The 20,619-nt window shown below is 69.2% G+C and carries 18 protein-coding genes; 6 read left to right on the top strand and 12 right to left on the bottom strand.

Going from position 1 to position 20,619, the window contains the following annotated elements:
- Window positions 1–105: 105 nt before the first annotated feature.
- Both AC1RCS_RS15175 and dacB read right to left on the bottom strand, forming a co-directional pair.
- On the bottom strand, window positions 106–372 hold the full coding sequence (locus AC1RCS_RS15175; protein ID WP_492245264.1) for a SemiSWEET transporter: 267 nt from the start codon (window positions 370–372) through the stop codon (window positions 106–108).
- 71 nt (window positions 373–443) lie between these two features.
- Complete coding sequence (gene dacB / locus AC1RCS_RS15170; RefSeq protein ID WP_492245263.1) at window positions 444–1,916, bottom strand: D-alanyl-D-alanine carboxypeptidase/D-alanyl-D-alanine endopeptidase; 1,473 nt, start codon at window positions 1,914–1,916, stop codon at window positions 444–446.
- Between the two features lie 100 nt (window positions 1,917–2,016).
- Here dacB and AC1RCS_RS15165 point away from each other — a divergent pair, with 100 nt between their 5' ends.
- The 5 genes from AC1RCS_RS15165 to corA all read left to right on the top strand — a co-directional run bounded on the left by AC1RCS_RS15165 (window position 2,017) and on the right by corA (window position 6,308).
- Window positions 2,017–3,015 (top strand): DMT family transporter, encoded by a 999-nt coding sequence (locus tag AC1RCS_RS15165; RefSeq protein WP_492245262.1) that lies wholly within the window; start codon window positions 2,017–2,019, stop codon window positions 3,013–3,015.
- A gap of 31 nt (window positions 3,016–3,046) precedes the next feature.
- A complete protein-coding gene (tsaB, locus tag AC1RCS_RS15160) occupies window positions 3,047–3,787 on the top strand; it encodes a tRNA (adenosine(37)-N6)-threonylcarbamoyltransferase complex dimerization subunit type 1 TsaB (RefSeq protein ID WP_218297873.1) in 741 nt (246 codons plus the stop codon).
- Between the two features lie 22 nt (window positions 3,788–3,809).
- Window positions 3,810–4,289, top strand: coding sequence for a ribosomal protein S18-alanine N-acetyltransferase (gene rimI / locus AC1RCS_RS15155; RefSeq protein WP_492245261.1), 480 nt, complete (start codon window positions 3,810–3,812; stop codon window positions 4,287–4,289).
- 27 nt (window positions 4,290–4,316) lie between these two features.
- Window positions 4,317–5,123 carry a uracil-DNA glycosylase family protein gene (locus AC1RCS_RS15150; protein WP_218297875.1) on the top strand — a complete coding sequence of 269 codons (807 nt, stop codon included), beginning with the start codon at window positions 4,317–4,319 and terminating at the stop codon, window positions 5,121–5,123.
- A gap of 198 nt (window positions 5,124–5,321) precedes the next feature.
- Window positions 5,322–6,308 (top strand): magnesium/cobalt transporter CorA, encoded by a 987-nt coding sequence (gene corA / locus AC1RCS_RS15145; RefSeq protein ID WP_218297876.1) that lies wholly within the window; start codon window positions 5,322–5,324, stop codon window positions 6,306–6,308.
- Window positions 6,309–6,602: 294 nt separating this feature from the next.
- On the opposite strand, the gene AC1RCS_RS15140 is transcribed toward corA, so the two are convergent.
- The 8 genes from AC1RCS_RS15140 to AC1RCS_RS15105 all read right to left on the bottom strand — a co-directional run bounded on the left by AC1RCS_RS15140 (window position 6,603) and on the right by AC1RCS_RS15105 (window position 16,694).
- Complete coding sequence (locus tag AC1RCS_RS15140) at window positions 6,603–7,370, bottom strand: 5'-methylthioadenosine/adenosylhomocysteine nucleosidase (RefSeq protein ID WP_492245260.1); 768 nt, start codon at window positions 7,368–7,370, stop codon at window positions 6,603–6,605.
- Window positions 7,371–7,500: 130 nt separating this feature from the next.
- Window positions 7,501–9,180 carry a long-chain-fatty-acid--CoA ligase gene (locus tag AC1RCS_RS15135; protein WP_218297878.1) on the bottom strand — a complete coding sequence of 560 codons (1,680 nt, stop codon included), beginning with the start codon at window positions 9,178–9,180 and terminating at the stop codon, window positions 7,501–7,503.
- A gap of 91 nt (window positions 9,181–9,271) precedes the next feature.
- Window positions 9,272–10,684: a Re/Si-specific NAD(P)(+) transhydrogenase subunit beta gene (gene pntB, locus AC1RCS_RS15130; RefSeq protein WP_492245259.1), complete on the bottom strand. Its 1,413-nt coding sequence runs from the start codon at window positions 10,682–10,684 to the stop codon at window positions 9,272–9,274.
- Between the two features lie 34 nt (window positions 10,685–10,718).
- Window positions 10,719–12,320, bottom strand: a complete 1,602-nt coding sequence (locus AC1RCS_RS15125; RefSeq protein WP_492245258.1) for a Re/Si-specific NAD(P)(+) transhydrogenase subunit alpha — start codon at window positions 12,318–12,320, stop codon at window positions 10,719–10,721.
- A gap of 63 nt (window positions 12,321–12,383) precedes the next feature.
- Window positions 12,384–12,935, bottom strand: coding sequence for a hypothetical protein (locus AC1RCS_RS15120; RefSeq protein ID WP_255591903.1), 552 nt, complete (start codon window positions 12,933–12,935; stop codon window positions 12,384–12,386).
- 491 nt (window positions 12,936–13,426) lie between these two features.
- Window positions 13,427–14,491: a class II fructose-bisphosphate aldolase gene (gene fba / locus AC1RCS_RS15115; protein ID WP_218341778.1), complete on the bottom strand. Its 1,065-nt coding sequence runs from the start codon at window positions 14,489–14,491 to the stop codon at window positions 13,427–13,429.
- Window positions 14,492–14,571: 80 nt separating this feature from the next.
- The gene (locus AC1RCS_RS15110) at window positions 14,572–15,990 is read right to left on the bottom strand and encodes a histidine kinase dimerization/phospho-acceptor domain-containing protein (RefSeq protein ID WP_492245257.1); all 1,419 of its coding nucleotides are present in this window, start codon (window positions 15,988–15,990) and stop codon (window positions 14,572–14,574) included.
- The gene (locus AC1RCS_RS15105; RefSeq protein WP_218297884.1) at window positions 15,987–16,694 is read right to left on the bottom strand and encodes a response regulator transcription factor; all 708 of its coding nucleotides are present in this window, start codon (window positions 16,692–16,694) and stop codon (window positions 15,987–15,989) included. The genes AC1RCS_RS15110 and AC1RCS_RS15105 overlap by 4 nt, the downstream gene beginning before the upstream one ends.
- Window positions 16,695–16,782: 88 nt before the next feature.
- Between AC1RCS_RS15105 and AC1RCS_RS15100 the strand changes: the two genes are divergently transcribed.
- Window positions 16,783–17,535: a phosphatase PAP2 family protein gene (locus tag AC1RCS_RS15100; protein WP_369643644.1), complete on the top strand. Its 753-nt coding sequence runs from the start codon at window positions 16,783–16,785 to the stop codon at window positions 17,533–17,535.
- 45 nt (window positions 17,536–17,580) lie between these two features.
- On the opposite strand, the gene pyk is transcribed toward AC1RCS_RS15100, so the two are convergent.
- Together pyk and AC1RCS_RS15090 are read right to left on the bottom strand one after the other, a co-directional pair.
- Complete coding sequence (gene pyk / locus AC1RCS_RS15095; protein WP_492245256.1) at window positions 17,581–19,017, bottom strand: pyruvate kinase; 1,437 nt, start codon at window positions 19,015–19,017, stop codon at window positions 17,581–17,583.
- 79 nt (window positions 19,018–19,096) lie between these two features.
- A complete protein-coding gene (locus tag AC1RCS_RS15090) occupies window positions 19,097–20,584 on the bottom strand; it encodes an MFS transporter (protein WP_492245255.1) in 1,488 nt (495 codons plus the stop codon).
- Window positions 20,585–20,619: the final 35 nt, after the last annotated feature.

Below are 20,619 nucleotides of genomic sequence, written 5' to 3'. Positions count from 1 at the left end.
CACACTCCGCTCTCAGCCATCAGCCGCCCATGAGCCGCATTCCGGCCATGAACAACCTCCTGAGAATCAACAGCTAGGCGACAGCGTGCCGCCACGGGCCGGCGGTCAGTGCCCGCCTGCCCCGTAGGCCACCTTCATTCCCAGGATCGTCCCCGCCAGCGCGAGCGTGATGGCATTGGCCACCACGATGGGCCAGGCCGCCAGGGTCAGCCCATAGACCAGCCACAGCGCCACGCCCGCCGTGAACACGCTGTACATGCCCAGCGAAATGCCGCGGACATCCCGCGTGCGGAAGGTGTGCAGCGCCTGCGGCACGAAGCTGCAGGTGGTCATGGCGGCGGCAAGGTAGCCGATGAGCTCGGTCGTGGGCATGGGGCGGTGGTTCCGGAAACCTGTTCGAAGCGAAGGCCCGGGCGCGCGGGGCCGGGGCAACGCCGGATTATTCACTGGTCACGCGCCGCCCAGTCGACCAGGCTGTCCAGCACGGGCCGCGCTGCGCCGGCATTGGCATGGTTGACGACCGCCACCAGCACATAGCGCCGGCCGCTGGCCGCGTGCACGTAGCCCGCCACGGCCATCACGTCGCGCAGGCTGCCCGTCTTGAGGTGGGCCACGCCCGCGCGGCTCTGGCTGCGGCGCAGCGTGCCGTCCACGCCGGAGATGGGCAGCGAGGCCACGAGCTCCGGCATCACGGGCGAGGCCCAGGCCACCTGCAGCATGCGCGCCAGCGCCTGCGCGGTCAGGCGGGCGTCCCGGCTCAGGCCCGCGCCGTTGTCGGCCAGGGGCAGTTCCGCATCGCCCATGCGCGCGAGCCACCACTGGCGCAGGGCCTCGCGGGCACCGTCGAAGGTGGCCACACCGTTCCTTTGCAATGCCAGCGTGAGGAAGACATGCTGCGCCATCACGTTGTTGCTGTATTTGTTCACATCGCGCACCACCTCGGCCAGGGGGGGCGAGGTGGCCACGAAGGCGGGCTTCAGGCCGGCCGGCACCTTGCCCTCGCGCACGCTGCCCGTGAGCTTGCCGCCCAGTTCGCGCCACATGCCTTCCACCGCGCGCGCCGCAAAGCCGCGCGGGTCGGCCGCCGCCACGGGCCACACGCGTTCGCCGCAGGCGGCCGGGTACACCCCCTGGAAGACCACCTTGGCGGGGTCGGCCAGCTCCGCGCGCAGGGCGCCACGCCAGTCTCCGCACTCGGTGCCCGGCGCCGCCAGCGCCACGGTGGGCTGGCGCGACACGCCCGCCAGGGGCGGGTCGTACTGGATGCGGGCCAGCCCGCCGGCGGCGTCGGGCACGAAGGTCATCACCGAGGACTTGTAGTTGAGCAGCAGCGCGTCGGGCGCGGCGTTGTACGGGCGCAGGGGCTCGCCGTCAAAGCGCGCCGGGTCGTGGTCGGGCACATCGAAGGCGGTGCGGTCGAGCACGATGTCGCCCACGATGACCTGGATGCCCTGGCCCTGCAGGCGCCGCATCAGCAGCCACAGGCGCTCCATGACGAGCTTGGGGTCGCCCTGGCCCTGGATGTAGACATTGCCGCGCAGGCTGCCCTCCTGCACCGTGCCCTGCACGTAGACCGGGGTGTTCCACACATAGGCGGGGCCCAGCTGCTCCAGCGCCGCGTAAGTGGTTACCAGCTTCATCACCGACGCCGGGTTGACCTGGGCCTGCGCGCGGTGCGAAAGGCGCGCCGCAGCGCGCCCGCCCTGGGCATCCACGACCACCACCGACAGCGCCTCGCGCGGCAGCCTGGCGCGCTGCAGGGCCGCCTCGACTTCCGGGGGCAACGAAATGGGTGCGGGGGTGGCGGACTGCGCCCCGGCGGCGCCGGCGGCCCCCGCCAGGACAAGCGATGCCGCGCAGCAGCGCACGGCATCCCGCAGCGCATTCCAGCGCCAGGCAACAGGAAGAGAAAACATGGCGGAAGTCTATCGCCCGGCGCCAGGGGCGGCCTCTGCCCCGGCCCCGCCGGCAAGCCGCGCGCCAGCGCTGGCGGCGGCAGGCACCGATAATCCCCCGATGCGCTTTTCTCCTCGTGCCATGGGCCTGCTGGCGGCGGTCGTGACCGTCACCATCTGGACAGGCTTCATCGTCATTGCCCGCGCCTCGGCCCAGCGCACGCTCACCCCGTTCGACATCGCGCTGCTGCGCATCACCGGCGCCAGCCTGGTGCTGCTGCCCTGGGGCTGGTGGATGGTGCGGCGGCGCACGGCGGCGCAGGGCGCGTCCGCCCCGCCCTCCAGCCTGGCGGGCATCTCGCCCCTGCCGCTGCGCACCACGGCCCTGCTGGGCATCTTCGGCGGGCTGCTGTACGCCATGCTGGCCTACGCGGGGTTCTTCCATGCGCCCGCCACCCACGCGGCCGTGCTGATGCCGGGCAGCCTGCCGCTGTGGACGGCGCTGCTGGCCGCCGCGCTGCTGCGCGACCACATCACCCCGCTGCGTGCCGCGGGCCTGGCCTTCATCGTGGCGGGCGACCTGCTGGTGGGCGGCCGCAGCCTGCTGGCGGCCTTCTCGGGGGGCGACGTGTGGAAGGGCGACCTGCTCTTCATGATGGCGGCCGCGAGCTGGGCCACCTACAGCGTGCTGGCCCGGCGCCACGCGGTGGACGCCGTGCAGGCCACCATCGCGATCACGGCGTTTGCCTGCCTGGTCTATGTGCCCGGCTATGCCCTGCTGACCACGCTGGGCGCCGTCACCAGCCACCTGGCGCTGGCGCCCTGGAGCGAGATCGTCTTTCACATGGTGTTCCAGGGCGGCGGCTCGGTGGTGATCTCGGGCATCGGCTTCACGCGCATGATCCAGCACTATGGGCCCGTGCGCTCCACCATGATCACGGCGCTGGTGCCTGGCCTCTCGGCCATCGGTGCCGTGGTGTTCCTGGACGAGCCGATGTACTGGAACCTCGTCGCCGGCCTGCTGCTGGTGACTGCCGGTATCCTGCTGGGCGTGCTGCGCAGGAGCCCGGCGGGCCCGGCCGCCACCGCCACGCCCGCCCCTGGCCACACCGCCTCCTGACCTCCTTTTGCCGCGCAAACCCCCAGGCCCCATGAATCTGCTTGCCTTCGACACCAGCACCGACACCCTCTCCATCGCGGTACAGCAGGGCGATGCCGTGTGGCATCACACGGGCCCCGGGGGCGCGCAGGCATCGGCCACCCTGATCCCGGCGGTGCGCAGCCTGATGGCGCAGGCCGGCGTGTCGTTCGACACGCTCGAGGCCATCGTGTTTGGCCGGGGGCCGGGGTCCTTCACCGGCCTGCGCACCGCCTGCGCCGTGGCCCAGGGGCTGGCGTTTGGCGCGCGCGGGGGCCACGGCGTGCCGGTGCTGCCCGTGGACACCCTGCTCGCGGTGGCCGAGGAGGCGCGCCACGCGCAGGGCTGCACGCGCGTGGTGGCGGTGCTGGACGCGCGCATGGACGAGGTCTACCACGCGCGCTGCGAATGGCGGGCCCCCGAGGCACGCTGGCAGGCCGACGCCGACTTTGGACTGGGCGCGCCGGAATCCGTGCTGCCGCCCCCGGGCTGGACGGTGGCGGGCAATGCGCAGGCCCCCTACGGCGACCGGCTCGCGCCCGATGCCCCCCATGTGGCCGCGCTGCCCACGGCCGGCGCGCTGCTGCGCCTGGCCCCTGCGCTGCTGGCCGCCGGCCACGGCGTGCCAGCCCGCGATGCGCTGCCGCGCTATATCCGCGATAAAGTGGCGCAAACCACCGCCGAACGTGCCGCCCTGCGCGCCGCCCAGGCGGCAGCCAACCCGCAGGAACCCGGGGTTGGCGCGTCCCAGTGAACCTTGTCCTGGCCACCACCGCATGAGCGCCCTGCCCACCCCGCCCGCCCGCGCCCTGGAAGCGCGCTTTGAAACCCTCACGCTCGCGCGGCTCGACGCCGTGCTGGCGGTGGAGCAACGCGCCTATTCGCACCCCTGGACGCGCGGCAACTTCACCGATGCGCTGGCCTCGGGCTACCAGGCCCAGCTGCTCATGGCCGGCGACCATCTGCTGGGCTACTTCGTGGCGATGCTGGGCGTGGACGAAGTGCACCTGCTCAACATCACCGTCACGCCCGAATTCCAGCGCCAGGGCTGGGCGCGGGTGCTGCTCGATGCGCTGGCCCTGTGGGCACGCGGACGGGGTGCGCAGTGGCTGTGGCTGGAGGTGCGCGTGAGCAACGTGCGCGCTCAGCACATCTACCAGGCGCACGGATTTCGCCGCGTGGGCGAACGCAAGCGCTACTACCCCGCGGCCGAGGGCCAGCGCGAAGACGCCGTGGTCATGAGCCTGCCCCTGTAACCCGCAAGAACCACCCACCCCGCCCGTATGAGCCTCCACCTCGATGCGCGACAGCGCGCCATGCTGCAAGAAATGGGCGTCACCGTGTGGGGCCCGCCACAGGCCGTGGCGGTGGCGGCGCCAGCCGCGCAAGCAGCGGGCGCCACAGCGGCCCCCGGCACCGATCGCCCACCGGCGCGGCCCGCCCTGGTGGCCGCCACGACAGCCCTGGCCGCCGCCCCCGACCGCGCGGCGCCCCCCACCCCGCCCCGGGTGCCCGCGCGCGCGGCACCGGCGCCAGCGCAGGACACGCCGCCCTCCACCCTCTCCACCGCGACGGCCCCCGTCGCCCCGGCCCTGAGGCTGCACGCGCCCCAGCCGCTGTACCCCCTGGCCGATCCGGCGCAGGCGCCCGCCGGGCTGGGCCCGGGCTGGCTGATCGTGGCCGAATGCCTCACCCCCGACGACCCGCTGGGCGGCGACGCAGGCCGCCTGCTCGACAACATGCTGCGCGCCATGCAACTGCACCGGCATCCCCGCGTGTTCCTGGCCGCGCTGGAGCGCCCCGCCCCCGGCACGCAGGCGAGCGCGGACATCCAGGCCACGCTGGCCGAGACCGTGGCATCGCTGCAGCCCGCCCTGGTGCTGGTGCTGGGCCATGTCGCGGCGCGCGTGGCGCTGGGCCGCACCGAACCGCTGGGCCGCCTGCGCGCGGGGCCACACGCGCTGGGCGGGTGCCCCGCCGTGGTGACCTACGACCCCGCCTTCCTGCTGCGCTCGCAGGAGACCAAGGCCGCCGCCTGGGCCGACCTGTGCCGGGCACTGGCCATCGTGCGCCAGGCTTCATCCACCTGACCACGGCGGGCGCGGGCTTTTGCCACGGGCCCGCCGCGGCGGCAGTGCCATAATCCGCCGCCTGTCCATTTTTTACGGAGAAAGCTCCTTGGAAACCTACCCGAGTTGGTAGCTTTCAGCTCCCCGGCCTGCCTGCTGTGGGGTTGAAAGCACCCGATCCCCCACACCGCAGATGCCACACAACAAGGGAGTGAGCCCATGCTCAACATCTTCACGCTCGCCAATGGCCGGCTGTTCCAGGAAGAAATCGAGTCCCTGGAAGAGCTGACCCGCTTCCAGCCGATCTGGGTGGACCTGGAAGCCCCCACCCTCGAAGAAAAGCGCTGGATCAAGCAGCATTACGGCCTGTCCATCCCCGAGGATGCGATGGACGAGGACATCGAGGAATCCGCCCGCTTCTACGAAGAAGACAACGGCGAGCTGCACATCCGCAGCGACTTTCTGATCGACGACGACGAAGACCCGCGCTCGGTGCGGGTGGCCTTCATCCTGAACCAGCACAACGCCAACCTCAAGAGCCGGGGCGTGCTGTTCTCCATCCACGACGAGGACGTGCCGGTGTTCCGCCTGCTGCGCATGCGCGCGCGCCGGGCCCCTGGCCTCATCGAGGACGCCAAGGAAGTGCTGCTCAAGCTGTTCGACGCCGACGCCGAATACTCGGCCGACACGCTCGAAGGCATCTACGACGAGCTGGAAAAGGTGAGCACCCAGGTGCTGGCCGGCGACGTGACCGACGCCCGCGCGGGCGAGGTGCTGGCCGCCATCGCGCGCCAGGAAGACTTGAACGGCCGCATCCGCCGCAACGTGATGGACACCCGCCGCGCCGTGAGCTTCATGATGCGCAGCAAGATGCTCAACTCCGAGCAGTTCGAGGAAGCCCGCCAGATCCTGCGCGACATCGAGTCGCTGGACAACCACACGGCGTTTTTGTTCGACAAGATCAACTTCCTGATGGACGCCACGGTCGGTTTCATCAACATCAACCAGAACAAGATCATCAAGATCTTCTCGGTGGCCAGCGTGGCGCTGCTGCCACCCACGCTGATCGCCAGCGTGTACGGCATGAACTTCAAGTTCATGCCCGAGCTGGAGTGGAGCTACGGGTATGCCTACGGCATCCTGCTGATGATCGCCAGCGCGGTAGGGCCGATGTGGTACTTCCGCAAGCGGGGCTGGTTGAAGTAGCCCCCCTGTGGCGCTGCGCGCCTTCCCCCCCGAGGGGGGACGCCTCCGGTGGACCGGCGAAGCCGGATCCACGGTGGCGCTGGTATTTGGGGTGCGCCGGTTTCACGGCGCAGCTGTCGAACTTGTAGCTGCGGGCGCTGCAGCAGATCCCATGAATCCGAGCCCCTGCCCATTCGGGCTGAGCTTGTCGACACCTGGGCCAGGCAGATGACGGGACTGGCGGTCACTGCAGCGCAGAATATGATTCAAATTGGCCTCTAACGCTTATCCATCAAGCGCTAGTAGCTATCAATTTCATAGTTTTTGCAAAAACGCCAGCACCATGTGTTCGGCGTAGCGGCTGGCCACGGTCGTGACGAAGAGGGGGAAGTCCGCGTGGGCGGTGTCGTCGGCACGGTCGGAGATGGTGCGCACGGCGGCGAAGGGGATGCCGTAGTCGTGGCACACCTGGGCGACGGCGGCGCCTTCCATTTCCACGGCCAGCACGTCGTGGCCGGCGTCGCGCAACGTGGTGCGCAGGCGGTGGGCTTCATCGGCTGCGGAAACAAAGCGGTCCCCGCTGGCCACCAGGCCGTGGTGTGCGCGGTGCAAGACACCTTCCAACGCATCTGTTGCGTCAGTTTTCAAGCCAAATTGGCCGCTGGTGCTTGATACACAAGCGCTGGCCGCTTCCAGAAGCAGAGCAGACAATACGGTGTCGCATGCCAGGCGGCTGCGCGTGTAACCCGGGATCTCCCAGCGGGGGAACAGGGGCGAGGCGTCCATGTCGTGCTGGAGGTAGTCCTGCGCCACCACCACGTCGCCCACGTTCACGCCATCGCCCACACCGCCCGCCACGCCGGTGAAGACGATGCGCGCCACGCCGAAGCGCTCGATGAGCGCCGTGGCCGTGGTGGCCGCCGCCACCTTGCCGATGCCCGAGAGCGCCAGCACCACCGGCCGGCCGCACAGGTCGCCGCGCCAGAAGAAACGGCCGGCATGCACCAGGCGCTGGGGGTGCGACAGGTGCTGGACCAGCGAGCTTTGCTCTTCGGGCAAGGCGCTGAGGATGGCGGTGGTCATGGCCTACGAAACCGACACGTCCCATACCAGCGGACGCCGTGGAACTGGCTTCGCCAGGCCGCTGGCGTCGTCCCCCTTCCCGGCGCGAGCCGAGAGAAGGGGGAAGCCGCGAAGCGGCTCAGGGGGATGGTCATTTCTTGTCGCGCAGCTCGCGGCGCAGGATCTTGCCCACGGGGGTCTTGGGCAGCTCGGTGCGGAACTCGATGACCTTGGGCTGCTTGTAGCCGGTGAGTTCGGCGCGGCAGAACTCCTTGACCTGCGCTTCGGTGAGCGCGGGGTCCTTCTTGACGATCACGAGCTTGACGGCCTCGCCGGTCTTCTCGTCGGGCACGCCCACCACGGCGCATTCGAGCACGCCGGGGCAGTTGGCCACGACTTCTTCGACCTCGTTGGGGTAGACGTTGAAGCCGCTGACGAGCACCATGTCCTTCTTGCGGTCCACGATCTTGAAGAAGCCGCGCTCGTCCATGACGCCGATGTCGCCGGACTTGAAGAAGCCGTCGTCGGTCATGACCTTGGCGGTTTCATCGGGGCGCTGCCAGTAGCCGGCCATCACCTGCGGGCCCTTGATCGCGATTTCGCCGGGCTGGCCGAGGGTGGTCACCTCGCGGCCGTCGTCGTCGAGCAGCTTCATCAGGGTGCCAGGGAGCGGCACGCCAATGGTGCCGGTGAACTCCTTGGCGGTCACGGGGTTGCAGCTGACCGAGGGGCTGGTCTCCGACAGGCCATAGCCCTCGCAGATGGGGCAGCCGGTCTTCTCCAGCCACAGCTTGGCCACGGCGCCCTGCACGGCCATGCCGCCGCCCACCGAGACCTTGAGGTTCTTCCAGTTGACGGTGTTGAAGTCGGGATGGTTGGCCAGGCCGTTGAACAGCGTGTTCACGGCCGGGAAGCTGTGGAAGGTGTGCTTGGACAGCTCCTTGAGCACGGCAGGCAGGTCGCGCGGATTGGGGATCAGGATGGTCTTGCCGCCCGTGCGCATGCTCAGCATCATGTTCACGGTGAACGCGAAGATGTGGTACAGCGGCAGCGCGCAGATGCTGGTCTGCTGCTCGCCCGCGGGCACCTTCTTCATCACCGGGTCGTTCCATGCCTCGGACTGCAGCACGTTGGCGATCACATTGCGGTGCAGCAGCACCGCGCCCTTGCTCACGCCGGTGGTGCCGCCGGTGTATTGCAGCAGCGCGATGTCGTCGGGCCGGATGTCGGGCTTCTTGAGGGTGCCGCGCGTGCCCTGGGCCACGGCGTCATTGAAGCGCACGGCGCCCGGCAGGTTGTAGGCGGGCACCATCTTCTTGACGTTGCGCACCACGTAGTTGACGAGCGCGCCCTTGAGCAGGCCCAGCTGGTCGCCCATGGCGCACAGCACCACATGCTTGACGGGCGTGTTGGCAATGCAGCTTTGCAGCGTGGTGGCGAAGTTCTCGATGATGACGATGGCCTTGGCGCCCGAATCCTTGAGCTGGTGCTCCAGCTCGCGCGGGGTGTACAGCGGGTTCACGTTGACCACCACGAAGCCCGCGCGCAGGATGGCCGCCACCGTCACGGGGTACTGCGGCACGTTGGGCATCATGATGGCCACGCGGTCGCCCTTGACCAGGCCCAGGCCCTGCAGGTAGGCCGCGAACGCACTGCTCAGGGAGTCGGTCTGGGCATAGGTCACTTCCTTGCCCATGAAGCTGTAGGCCACGCGGCCCGCGTACTTGGTGAACGCCTCGTCCATGAGGGCCACCAGCGACGGGTATTGCGCGGTGTCGATGTCTGCGGGGACGCCTTGCGGATAGGCAGCCAGCCAGGGGCGATTCGTCATTTTTTGTCTCCTGATAAGTTTTATTGAGGCCGTGAGACCGTGCTGATTTTTTCAGCACGGTCGTGCTTTTTTCGCGGTGGAATTATGCCCGTCACCCCTTGAGCGCGGAAAGAACTTCGTCGAGCATTTTCTTGGCGTCGCCAAACAGCATGCGGTTGTTGTCCTTGTAGAACAGGGGGTTGTCCACGCCCGCATAGCCCGAGGCCATGGAGCGTTTCATCACGATCGAGGTCTTGGCCTTCCACACTTCCAGCACCGGCATGCCGGCGATGGGGCTGGACGGGTCGTCCAGCGCGCTCGGGTTCACGATGTCGTTGGCGCCGATGACCATGGCCACGTCGGCATTGGGAAAGTCCTCGTTGATCTCGTCCATCTCCATCACGATGTCGTAGGGCACCTTGGCCTCGGCCAGCAGCACGTTCATGTGGCCGGGCATGCGGCCCGCCACGGGGTGGATTGCAAAGCGCACATCCACGCCTTTTTCGCGCAGGGTCTTGGTGATCTCGTACACCGTGTGCTGGGCCTGGGCCACGGCCATGCCGTAGCCGGGCACGATGATGACGCTCTTGGCATCGCGCAGCAGCTCGGCCGTCTCGGCGGAGCTGACGGGCACGGCCTCGCCTTGCGGCTCGGCAGCCTCGCCCTTCTTGGCGGGCGTGCCAGCGCCCGAGCCAAAGCCGCCCGCGATCACGCTGATGAAGTTGCGGTTCATCGCGTTGCACATGATGTAGGACAGGATGGCACCCGAAGAGCCCACCAGCGCGCCCGTGACGATGAGCAGGTCGTTGGAGAGCATGAAGCCCGTGGCCGCCGCTGCCCAGCCCGAGTAGCTGTTGAGCATGGACACCACCACCGGCATGTCCGCGCCGCCGATGGCCATCACCATGTGGATGCCGAACAGCAGCGCGATCGCCGTCATCACCATCAGCGGCACCATGCCCTGTTCGATGGTCTCGGCGCGCAGGAACTCACGGCCAAACCAGATCACGACCAGCAGCGCGGCCAGGTTCATCCAGTGGCGGCCGGGCAGCAGCAGCGGCTTGCCACCGATCTTGCCGTTGAGCTTGCCAAAGGCGATCAGCGATCCGCTGAACGTGACCGCGCCGATCAGGATGCCGACATAGATCTCCACCTCATGAATGATCTTCTCCGCGCCCTGCAGCTGGATCGAGGTATCGACGTAACTCGCAAACCCCACCAGACAGGCCGCCAGGCCCACCAGGCTGTGCATGAGCGCGACGAGCTCGGGCATCTGGGTCATCTTGACGACCTTGGCGGCATACAGGCCGATGCCGCCGCCAACGACCAGCGCGCCGACGATCCAGGCCACCCCTGCGGGGCTGACGCGCGGGCCGAACACCGTGGCCAGCACGGCCAGCGCCATGCCGACCATGCCGAACAGGTTGCCCCGGCGTGAGGTTTCGGGGTTGGAGAGCCCGCCCAGGCTCAGGATGAACAAAATGGCCGCACCCAGGTAGGCAACGGTGGCGAGACTTGGGGACATGTTCTGTGCTCCTCGTGTTCTTGTTGTGATGGAGTTACTTGCGGAACATGGCCAGCATGCGGCGCGTCACCGCAAAGCCGCCGAACATGTTGACGGCCGTGAGCACCAGCGCGGCAAACGCCAGCCACAGGATGAGCCCGTCCGGGCGCCCGTTGACACCCGCATCGGGCGGCGCGATCTGCACCAGCGCGCCGATGGCGATGATGCTGGAGATGGCGTTGGTCACGCTCATCAGTGGCGTGTGCAGCGCGGGCGTGACATTCCACACCACCATGTAGCCGATGAAGCAGGCCAGCACGAACACCGTGAAGTGCCCCAGGAAGGCCACGGGCGCATAGGCGCCGATGGCCCAGAACAGCACGGCCAGCACGGCAAAAACGATGGTCAGCGTCTTGGCGGACATCGGTGCGCCCGGGCCATGGCTGGATTTCTTGGCGGCCACAGGAGCCGCTGCGGCCTTGGGTGCCGGCACAGGGGCCTGCTTGAGCGGTGGCGCAGGCCAGGTGATCGCCCCATCCTTGACCACGGTGAGGCCGCGGATCGCGTCGTCCTCCATGTTGACCACGGCCACGCCGTCCTTGGCCTTGCACAGCTCTTCCGTCAGGCGCAGCAGGTTGGTGGCGTACAGCGTGGACGACTGCTTGGCCAGGCGCGAGGCCAGGTCGGTGTAGCCGACGATGGTCACGCCATGGCGCACCACTGCCTGGCCGGGCACGGTCAGTTCGCAGTTGCCGCCCTGCTCGGCGGCCATGTCCACGATCACGCTGCCGGGCTTCATGCTCTGCACCATCTCGGCCGTGATGAGCTTGGGCGCGGGCTTGCCGGGGATCAGCGCGGTGGTGATGATGATGTCCGCATCCTTGGCCTGGTCGGCGTACATCTTGCGCTGCGCAGCCTGGAAGCCCTCGCTCATGACCTTGGCGTAACCGCCGCCGCCCGAGCCTTCTTCCTCGTAGTCCACCTTGACGAACTCACCGCCCAGCGACTTGACCTGGTCCGCCACCTCGGCACGTGTGTCGTTGGCGCGCACGATGGCGCCCAGGTTGGCCGCCGTGCCAATGGCCGCAAGACCCGCCACGCCAGCGCCCGCGATGAACACCTTGGCCGGCGGCACCTTGCCTGCCGCCGTGATCTGGCCATTGAAGAAACGGCCAAAGGCGTTGGCCGCCTCGATGACGGCGCGGTAGCCACTGACGCCTGCGGTGGAGGTCAGCGCATCCATCTTCTGGGCGCGCGAGAGCGTGCGCGGCAGGCAGTCGATGGCCAGCACCGTGGCCTTGCGTGCCGCCAGCTGCTGCATGAGCTCGGGGTTCTGGGCGGGCCAGATGAAGTCGATGAGCGTCGTGCCCTCGCGCATCAGCGCCACTTCCTCGCTGCTGGGCGGGCGCACCTTGAAGACGATGTCCGATGCAGCCCACAGCGCGGCAGCGTCGCCCACGATCTGGGCCCCGGCGGCACGGTAGGCGTCGTCGCTGAAGTTGGCGGCCTCCCCTGCCCCCGACTCCACGGCAACCGCGAAGCCCAGCTTGATCAGCTTCTCCACCACATCGGGCACGGTGGCCACGCGCTTTTCGCCAGGGAAAGTTTCCCTTGGCACGCCAATGCGCTGCGGCTGCGGGACGGGGCTTGTCTGCATCAGAGGTCTCCTCGAGTTTCGTAATCGTTATGCAAGGCCGCCAGGCAGGGGAGGGCTGGCGCGCTAGCGTCTGGAAGGGGGCGCGGGAAACGGGAACGGCGGAATGGCCAGGTGGCCATCCATCATGCCGGCGCTCAGGCGCACGGCCTGGGCCAGGTCATGGGCCCACTGCTGGAGGGGCAGGCCCGCGGTCAGGAATTCTTCGTTGCTGCGCGGCCGGACGCTGAGCAGCCGCTGGTCCACCAGGGCATCCACCGCCACCCAGACACCCGCTTCGGTGACGTAGCGGTAGCCCACATGCGCGTAGGGAGTGCTCAGCGCGATCTGGCGGCTGGCCATCCACTGGACCAGATCGGGCCGGTTCTTTTCGAGCCACCTGGGACTGCTGGCCCAAAGCTTGAAGCGCAGGCAATCGGCGCGCACGGGGCTGCCGTCCGCGGGATCCTTGACCACGACGTCCTGTTGCGGCGGGCAGTACCCCACCCCTTGCGGAGACCCACGCAGGTCGCCCGTGCGGTTGGTCTGCACCCGCAGCGCGGCCAGCCATTCACCTTGCGCACCCCGCAGCCCCACCGCACGGGTCTGGAGCGGGGTACGGCCTGCGGGACCGGACATGGCTTCTTCGGAAGTGCCCAGGTCTTGCCACGCCCCCGGCGGCAACACCAGACGGGCCCGGCCGACGGGATATTCGGACTTGGGGGGAACGGTCAGGGGCGCGCACGCCACCGTGAACACCGTCACAGCCAACACAGGCAACAGCCGCCGGAACTTTGAAATTGTCAGAGTCATAGAGAAAGGTTCATACGAATTCGCCTTCAATCATCCCACGGCACCCGAGTCCGTCCATCGACGGCTTCTGCCATGCAACAACCAGCTCGGTGTAGCTGGTGAGAAATGTGTTGAACGCGCCCTGGTATCGGACACTTCTTGCGGCGCTGCCGGTGGGCAAGCTGACCGCGAGCTTACATGAAGAAGATCTTGTCGCTGTCACCTTTGTCTGCTGTAGAGGGAACTCCCCAGTCTCTGCATGCAGACAGGCAAAAAAAAGCCTGGCAGCACAACGCAACCAGGCTGGGCAGCGGCCCCGCAGGGCCTCGTGCCAACGATCAGTTCACCACTTGCGCCAGCGTACCCGCGGCGTACTGGGCCGCCACGGCCTGCAGGCTCAGGCCCTTGATCTTGCTGCCCTGGCCTTCGCAGCCGAACTCCAGGTAACGCTGCTTGCACACCTGCTTGGCGGCCTCGCGGGCGGGCTTGAGCCATTCGCGGGCATCGAACTTGTCGGGGTTCTCGGCCAGGAACTTGCGCACCGCGCCGGTCATGGCCAGGCGGATGTCGGTGTCGATGTTGATCTTGCGCACGCCGAACTTGATGGCTTCCTGGATCTCCTCGACCGGCACCCCGTAGGTTTCCTTCATCTTGCCGCCGTACTGGTTGATGATGGCCAGCAGTTCGGCGGGCACCGACGAGGAGCCATGCATCACCAGGTGGGTGTTGGGAATGCGCTTGTGGATTTCCTTGACCCGGCTGATGGCCAGGATGTCGCCGGTGGGCTTGCGGCTGAACTTGTACGCGCCATGGCTGGTGCCGATGGCGATGGCCAGCGCGTCGAGCTGGGTGGCCTTGACGAACACGGCGGCTTCCTCGGGGTCGGTCAGCATCTGGCTGTGGTCCAGCTTGCCTTCGGCGCCGATGCCGTCTTCCTCGCCAGCCTCGCCGGTTTCCAGGTTGCCCAGGCAGCCCAGCTCGCCTTCGACCGTGACACCCACCTTGTGGGCCATCTCCACGACCTTGCGCGTCACGTCGACGTTGTACTCGAACGATGCCGGCGTCTTGCCGTCTTCCATCAGGGATCCGTCCATCATGACCGAGCCAAAGCCCAGGTCGATGGCGCCGGCGCACACCTTGGGCGAGGTGCCGTGGTCCTGGTGCATCACCAGGGGGATGTGCGGGAAGGCCTCGACGGCGGCCTGGATCAGGTGCTTGATGAAAGGCTCGCCCGCGTACTTGCGCGCGCCAGCGCTGGCCTGCAGGATGACCGGCGCGCCCACTTCGTCGGCGGCGGCCATCACGGCCTGGACCTGTTCCAGGTTGTTGACGTTGAAGGCAGGGATGCCGTAGCTGTGGGCGGCGGCATGGTCGAGCAGTTCGCGCATCGAAACGAGGGGCATGGTCGTAGGGTCCGTTGAAGGTTGGAGGAAGGCGCTGTCAGCCTGGCAGTGCGGTGGTAACCGCTTGGTAACCCGTGATTTTAACCGGGGGGCGCGGACGGCGGCAGGGGCAAATCCAACCGGAAACAGGTGGTAAAGGGCGCGGAGGCCGGTGCCGCGCCGAACTGGCCGCCGTGGATGTCCGCCACCCGCCGCAGTATCTCGTGGCCCAGGTGCAGGCTGTCGGAGGTGCCCCTCGCTCCCCCGGAGGCGGGAGCATCGCCAGGGCGCCGGGCGCCGTCGTCGCACACCTGCAGCCATGCACCCGCCCCGTCAGACGCCCCCACCTGCACCGCGATGTGCGTGCCTTGCGGCGTGTGCTTGAGCGCGTTTTCCACCAGATTGCGCGCGGCGATGTCCAGCAGCAGCACATGCCCGGACACCCAGAGCTCCGGCGGGGCCGACAGCGCCATGTCGTCGCCCCGCTGCCACGCCGCCTGCGCGTAGTCGGCGCAGACCTGGCGGGCCACGGCGCACAGGTCCACCGGCGCCTTGGCCTCGTGCAGCTCAGCCCGGCTCGCGCGGGCCAGGGCCAGCAGCTGGTTGAGCACATGGCCGGCCCGCAGGGCATCCTGGCCGATGCGCGCGATGGCCTGCGCCCTGGCACCGGCCTCCAGGTCTCCGGCCAGGGCGCTGGCCTGCAGCGCGATGGAGGACAGCGGCGTGCGCAGCTCGTGGGCGACTTCGTTGGCCAGCCGCCGCTCGCGCACCAGCGCCGCCTGCTGGCGGTCCAGCAAGGTGTTGATGGAGGCGACCACCGACTCGAATTCGCTCCACGCATGGCGCGAGGCCAGGCGCGGCGCGCTGGCGGGGTCGAGGGCGGCCACGTCGGCCGACAGGGCATACAGCGGCCGCAAACCCCGCCACAGGGCCAGGCCCAGCGCGAGCGACACCACGGGAAGCAGCCAGAGGCCGGGCTCGATCATCTGCTCGGCGATGTCCTGCGCGAGTTCATCGCGCTCGCGCAGCTCCAGCAGCACCATGATCTTGCGCATCCGCGCGGCGTCCCATTGCGAGAAGCTGCGCCACACCGTCCCGTCCGGCCCGAGCGCCATGTTGGCGAATCCCTCGACCTCGCCAAAGGCCGGCGCCGGCGCGGTGCCGCTGTGATGGAGCATGCGGCCCTGCGCGTCCCACTGCACGACGCTGAGGGACTGCTGGTAGTCGTGCGACTTGAGCCAGGGCGTGGGGGCGCGCTGGGTGACCTGCGGCCCCTCGGCGGCCTCGGTCGCACGCAGGTTCAGCAGCAGGGCGGCCACGCTGGCCAGGTGCCCGTCGGTCAGTTCGTCCGCCTCGTGCACCCCCGTCTGGTAGCCGATGAACACGAAGCTGCCCCACACCAGCGCCAGCGCTCCAAGGCACCACAGCAGCAGCTGGCGCGTCAGGGACGGCCGGCGAACACGGGCCGCAGAGGCCGCAGAGGCCGCAGAGGCCGCAGAGGCCGCAGGAGAATCACTCATTCCGCGGGCTCCTGGGGCATGAAATAGCCCACGCCGCGCATGGTCTGGATGCACGCGCTGCCCAGCTTGCGGCGCAGGTGGTGGATGTGGACCTCCACCGCGTTGCTCTCGATGGCCGCGTCCCAGCTGTACAGGCGCTCTTCGATCTGCTGGCGCGAGAGCACGCGCCCCCGCGCTTCCAGCAGCACCAGCAGCACCGAAAACTCCCGCGGCGACATCTCCACCGCCTTGCCGCCCTGGTGGACAGTCCGCGCAGCGGGGTCCATTTCGATGTCTGCGTAGCGGATGGTGGGGGACGCCCGGCCGGCGGCCCGGCGCAGCAGGGCCCGCAGGCGCGCGTCCAGCTCATCGATATCGAAGGGCTTGGCCAGGTAGTCGTCGGCGCCCTGGTCCAGCCCCGCGATGCGCTGGTGCACCTGGTCACGGGCGGTGACGATGAGCACGGGGGTGGACGGATCGGGCAGCCCCGGAGCCGCGGCGGCAGCGCCCGGGGCCGGGCTCAGCCGCAGCCGCCGGAGCAATTCGCCGCCGTCTCCGTCGGCCAGCCCCAGGTCCAGCAGCACGGCATCAAAGCGCTCGGCGCGCAGCGCGCTCCACGCACTGGCCACGCCATCGCACACGTCCACCGCGTAGCCGCGCTGGTGCAGGTTGGCACGCAGCCCGCTGGCGATGCCGGCATCGTCTTCGACAACGAGTATTCGCATGCGGCGATTGTCGCCGGGCCCGGCGCCCCCGGACCAGCCGCTGCCCGCCATTAAGGCGGTGTTAAGTGCGGCCTTCTATGGTCCGGGCATGCCATCTTCGCCTTCCCATCCCCATCCCTTCCCGGCCCGCCATCGATTCCTGCTCCTGTGGACACTCGGCCTGCTGGCCGCCGTGGTGGCCTGGGACGCGGGGGGGCAAGACATTCCGCTCGCCCGTGCATTTGGCTCGGCCACGGGATTCCCCCTGCGGGAGCAGTGGTTCTTCGTGCACGTGCTCCATGAAGGCGCACGCCGCCTGGCGTGGCTGCTGGTGCTGCTGCTCGTGGTGGGCGTGTGGTGGCCGCCGCGCGGGGTGCTGCGGCGCATCGATACCGGCGAGCGCCTGCAGATGGCCCTGAGCGCGCTGCTGGCGCTCGCGGTGGTGAGCATCGCCAAGAACCTGAGCGACACGAGCTGCCCCTGGGACCTCGCGGAGTTCGGCGGCGTGGCGCGCTATGCGTCCCACTGGGCGCTGGGCGTGGCCGACGGCGGCGGCGGGCGCTGCTTTCCGGCGGGCCATGCCTCGGCCGGGTTCGCCTTCATCGGCGGCTACTTCGCGCTGCGCCGCAAGGAACCCGCGGCGGCGCGCTGGTGGCTGGCCGCGGCCGTGGCGGCGGGCCTGGTCCTGGGCGGCGCCCAGCAGGTGCGCGGCGCGCACTTCATGAGCCACACGCTCTGGACAGGCTGGCTGTGCTGGGTGTCGGGCTGGCTGTGCGACCTGGGGTTTCAGAAACTGGCGCGGCCCCGCCCGGCCGATGCCGGGGAGCAGGGCCTGCCAGGGCACGGCGCCCCGTCCCAGTGAAGCCGGGTGCAGGGTGAGGCGGCGTCGCCGCTCCGGCGGCCGCGCTCAACTCGCCACGCAGATCTTCAGCATGTTGGTGCCGCCGGGGGCGCCCATGGGCTCGCCGCAGGTGATGGCGTAGACATCGCCCTTTTGCACGATGTTGCGGCTCTTGAGGTGGCGCTCGGCCTGCTCCAGCGCCGTGTCGCGGTCTGCGCTGGTGTCCATGAGCAAGGGGCGCACGTTGCGGTACATGGCCATCTTGCGCTGCGTGGCGACCTTGGGCGTGAGCGCATAGATCGGAATGTCGATGCTGTGCCGGCTCATCCACAGTGCCGTCGCGCCGCTGTCGGTCATGGCCACGATGGCCTTGGCGCCCAGGTGGTGGGCCGTGAACAGCGCGCCCATGGCGATGGACTGGTCGATCCGGCCGAAGGTCTGGCCGGTGAAGTCGGCGTCGAGCTGGTGGTCTTCGGCCGCCTCGGCCGCCGCGCAGATGGTGGCCATTTCTTCCACCGTCTCGAGCGGGTAGCGGCCGGCGGCTGTCTCGGCGCTCAGCATCACGGCGTCGGTGCCGTCCAGCACGGCGTTGGCCACGTCGCTCACCTCGGCGCGCGTGGGCACGGGGTTGGTGATCATGCTTTCCATCATCTGCGTGGCGGTGATCACGACCTTGTCCTGTTCGCGCGCCATGCGGATCATCTTCTTTTGCAAGGCGGGCACGGCCGCGTTGCCCACTTCCACGGCCAGGTCGCCGCGCGCCACCATGATGCCGTCGCTCACGCGCAGGATGGCTTCCAGGTGCGGGATGGCCTCGGCGCGTTCGATCTTGGCGATCAGGCCCGGCTTGTAGCGGTACTCGGACGCGGCCACGTTGCACAGCTGGCGCGCCATTTCCATGTCGGTCGCGTTCTTGGGAAAGCTCACCGCCACATAGTCGGCCTGGAAGCTCATGGCCGTGCGGATGTCTTCCATGTCCTTGGCGGTGAGGGCCGGTGCCGTGAGGCCCCCGCCCTTCTTGTTGATGCCCTTGTTGTTGGACAGCTCGCCGCCCACCTTGACGGTGGTGTGCACCTCTTCGCCGCGCACCGCATCCACGGTGAGCACGATCAGCCCGTCGTTGAGCAGCAGCAGATCGCCCGCCTTCACGTCGCGCGGCAGTTCCTTGTAGTCCAGCCCCACGCCGTCGATGTCGCCCAGCTCCGTGCGCGAGGCGTCGAGCACGAACTTGGCGCCCGATTCCAGTTGCACCTTGCCCTCCGCGAACTTGCCCACGCGGATCTTGGGGCCCTGCAGGTCGGCCATGATGGCCACTTCGCGGCCCGCGCGCTGGGCCGCGGCGCGCACCGTCGCGGCGCGGTCGATGTGGTCCTGCGCCTTGCCGTGGCTGAAGTTCAGCCGCACCACGTTCACCCCCGCGCGGATCATGGCCTCCAGCAGTGCCGGGTCGCTCGATGCGGGGCCCAGGGTGGCAACAATCTTGGTGGCGCGGCGGGTAGGCATGGGCTTGTCTCTTTCTGTGGGTATGTAATCGAATTTCAATTCTCACACGAAGCGGTTACATGCCGATTACCAGCCGCCCTCAGCCGATGCCCGAAGGGCATCCTTGGCGCCTGCGCGCACGGCTGCCCAGCATGAGGGCCATGGCCCCCACCATCAGCAGCGCGGCGGCCGTGAACGTGGCCCGCATGCCCGCCACCATGGGCATCCCTGAAGCCCCCACGGCATGCGCCAGCGCCGCGCCCATCGCGAACACGGCCCCCATGGCGGAAGCTCCCGTGATGAGCCCCAGGTTGCGCGACAGGTTGAGCAACCCCGCCACGACACCCCGCGCGCCCGGTTCTGCGTGGGCCATGACCGCGGTGTTGTTGGCCGCCTGGAACAGGGCATAGCCCGCCGTCAAGACCGCCAGCGGGACGACATAGCCCGGCACGCCCCATGCGAGCGGCGCCAGCGCCAGGCCGGCGCACCCGGCCAGCATGGCGGCGAGCCCGGCCAGCCCCATGGAATGCGCGCCCAGCCTGTCCACGGCCCTGCCCGCGGGAAGGCCCACCAGCGCGGACACCAGCGGGCCACACGACATGGCGAGCCCGACCTGCGCGGCACCGAGCCCCAGCGCCCCCGACAGATAGAACGGCCCCACCACCAGCGTCGCCATCACCACCGTGGTCACGAGAGTGGTGGTGGCCAGGCCCGCGCCCAAGCCGGGGAGGCGCAACACCGACAGCCGGACCAGGGGCGCGGCCACGCGCGCCTGGGCCCACACGAACAGGCATGCCCCCAGCACCGCAAGGCACAGCAGCGCCCCGTTCAGCAGGCCCCAGCCGCCCCGCCCCATCGTCATGGCCAGCGCGTAGGCCGCCAGCGCGAGGGCCAGCAGCACCGTGCCCAGGGGGTCGAACCCGGGCCTCTCCCCTGCGGCCTGGCGGTCCGCCGGCAGGTGGCGGCGCACCAGCAGCAGGCCCAGGGCGCCCAGCGGCAGGTTGATGAGAAAGATCATCGGCCAGCCGGCCTGGGCGATCAGCACACCGCCCAGCGTCGGCCCCAGGGCCGTGCCCACGGCGGACATGGTGCCCAGCAGGCCCATGGCGCTGCCCGCCCGGTCCTTGGAGACGGTCTCGCCCACGAAGGCCATCGTGAGCGCCATCATCGCGGCCGCGCCCAGCCCCTGCAGCGCCCGGGCGGCGACCAGGAGCCCCAGCGTGGGGGCCGCGGCGCACAGGGCCGAGGCCCCCGTGAACAGGGCCAGCCCCGCCAGCAGCAACCGCCGGCGGCCCACCACGTCGCCCAGCCGGCCCACGCCGACCACGGCCGTGGTGATGGCCAGCAGGTAGGCCAGCACCACCCATTGCACTTCCTGAAAGGGCACGTCCAGCGCCTGCGCCAGCGTGGGCAAGCCGACGTTGACGATGCTGGTGCCCAGCGAGGACAGCAGCATGGACAGCGCAAGGCTCGCCAGCGCCCACCGGCTGTCCGAGGGGCCGGTGGCCTGCGGCCCGCCCGCGGCAGGCTGGGGCGGCAGGGAAAAAGTCGCTTGCGGGGGAATGCCGGTGCGGGTGGGGGGTGTCATGGCGGGGGTCTCCTCGGGAGGCGATGGTTCGCGGG

It is taken from the genome of Acidovorax sp. GW823-FHT01C06, assembly GCF_058798375.1.
Note: the sequence above shows the minus strand (reverse complement) of the source record. Positions and strands in the feature narration are given on the sequence as shown.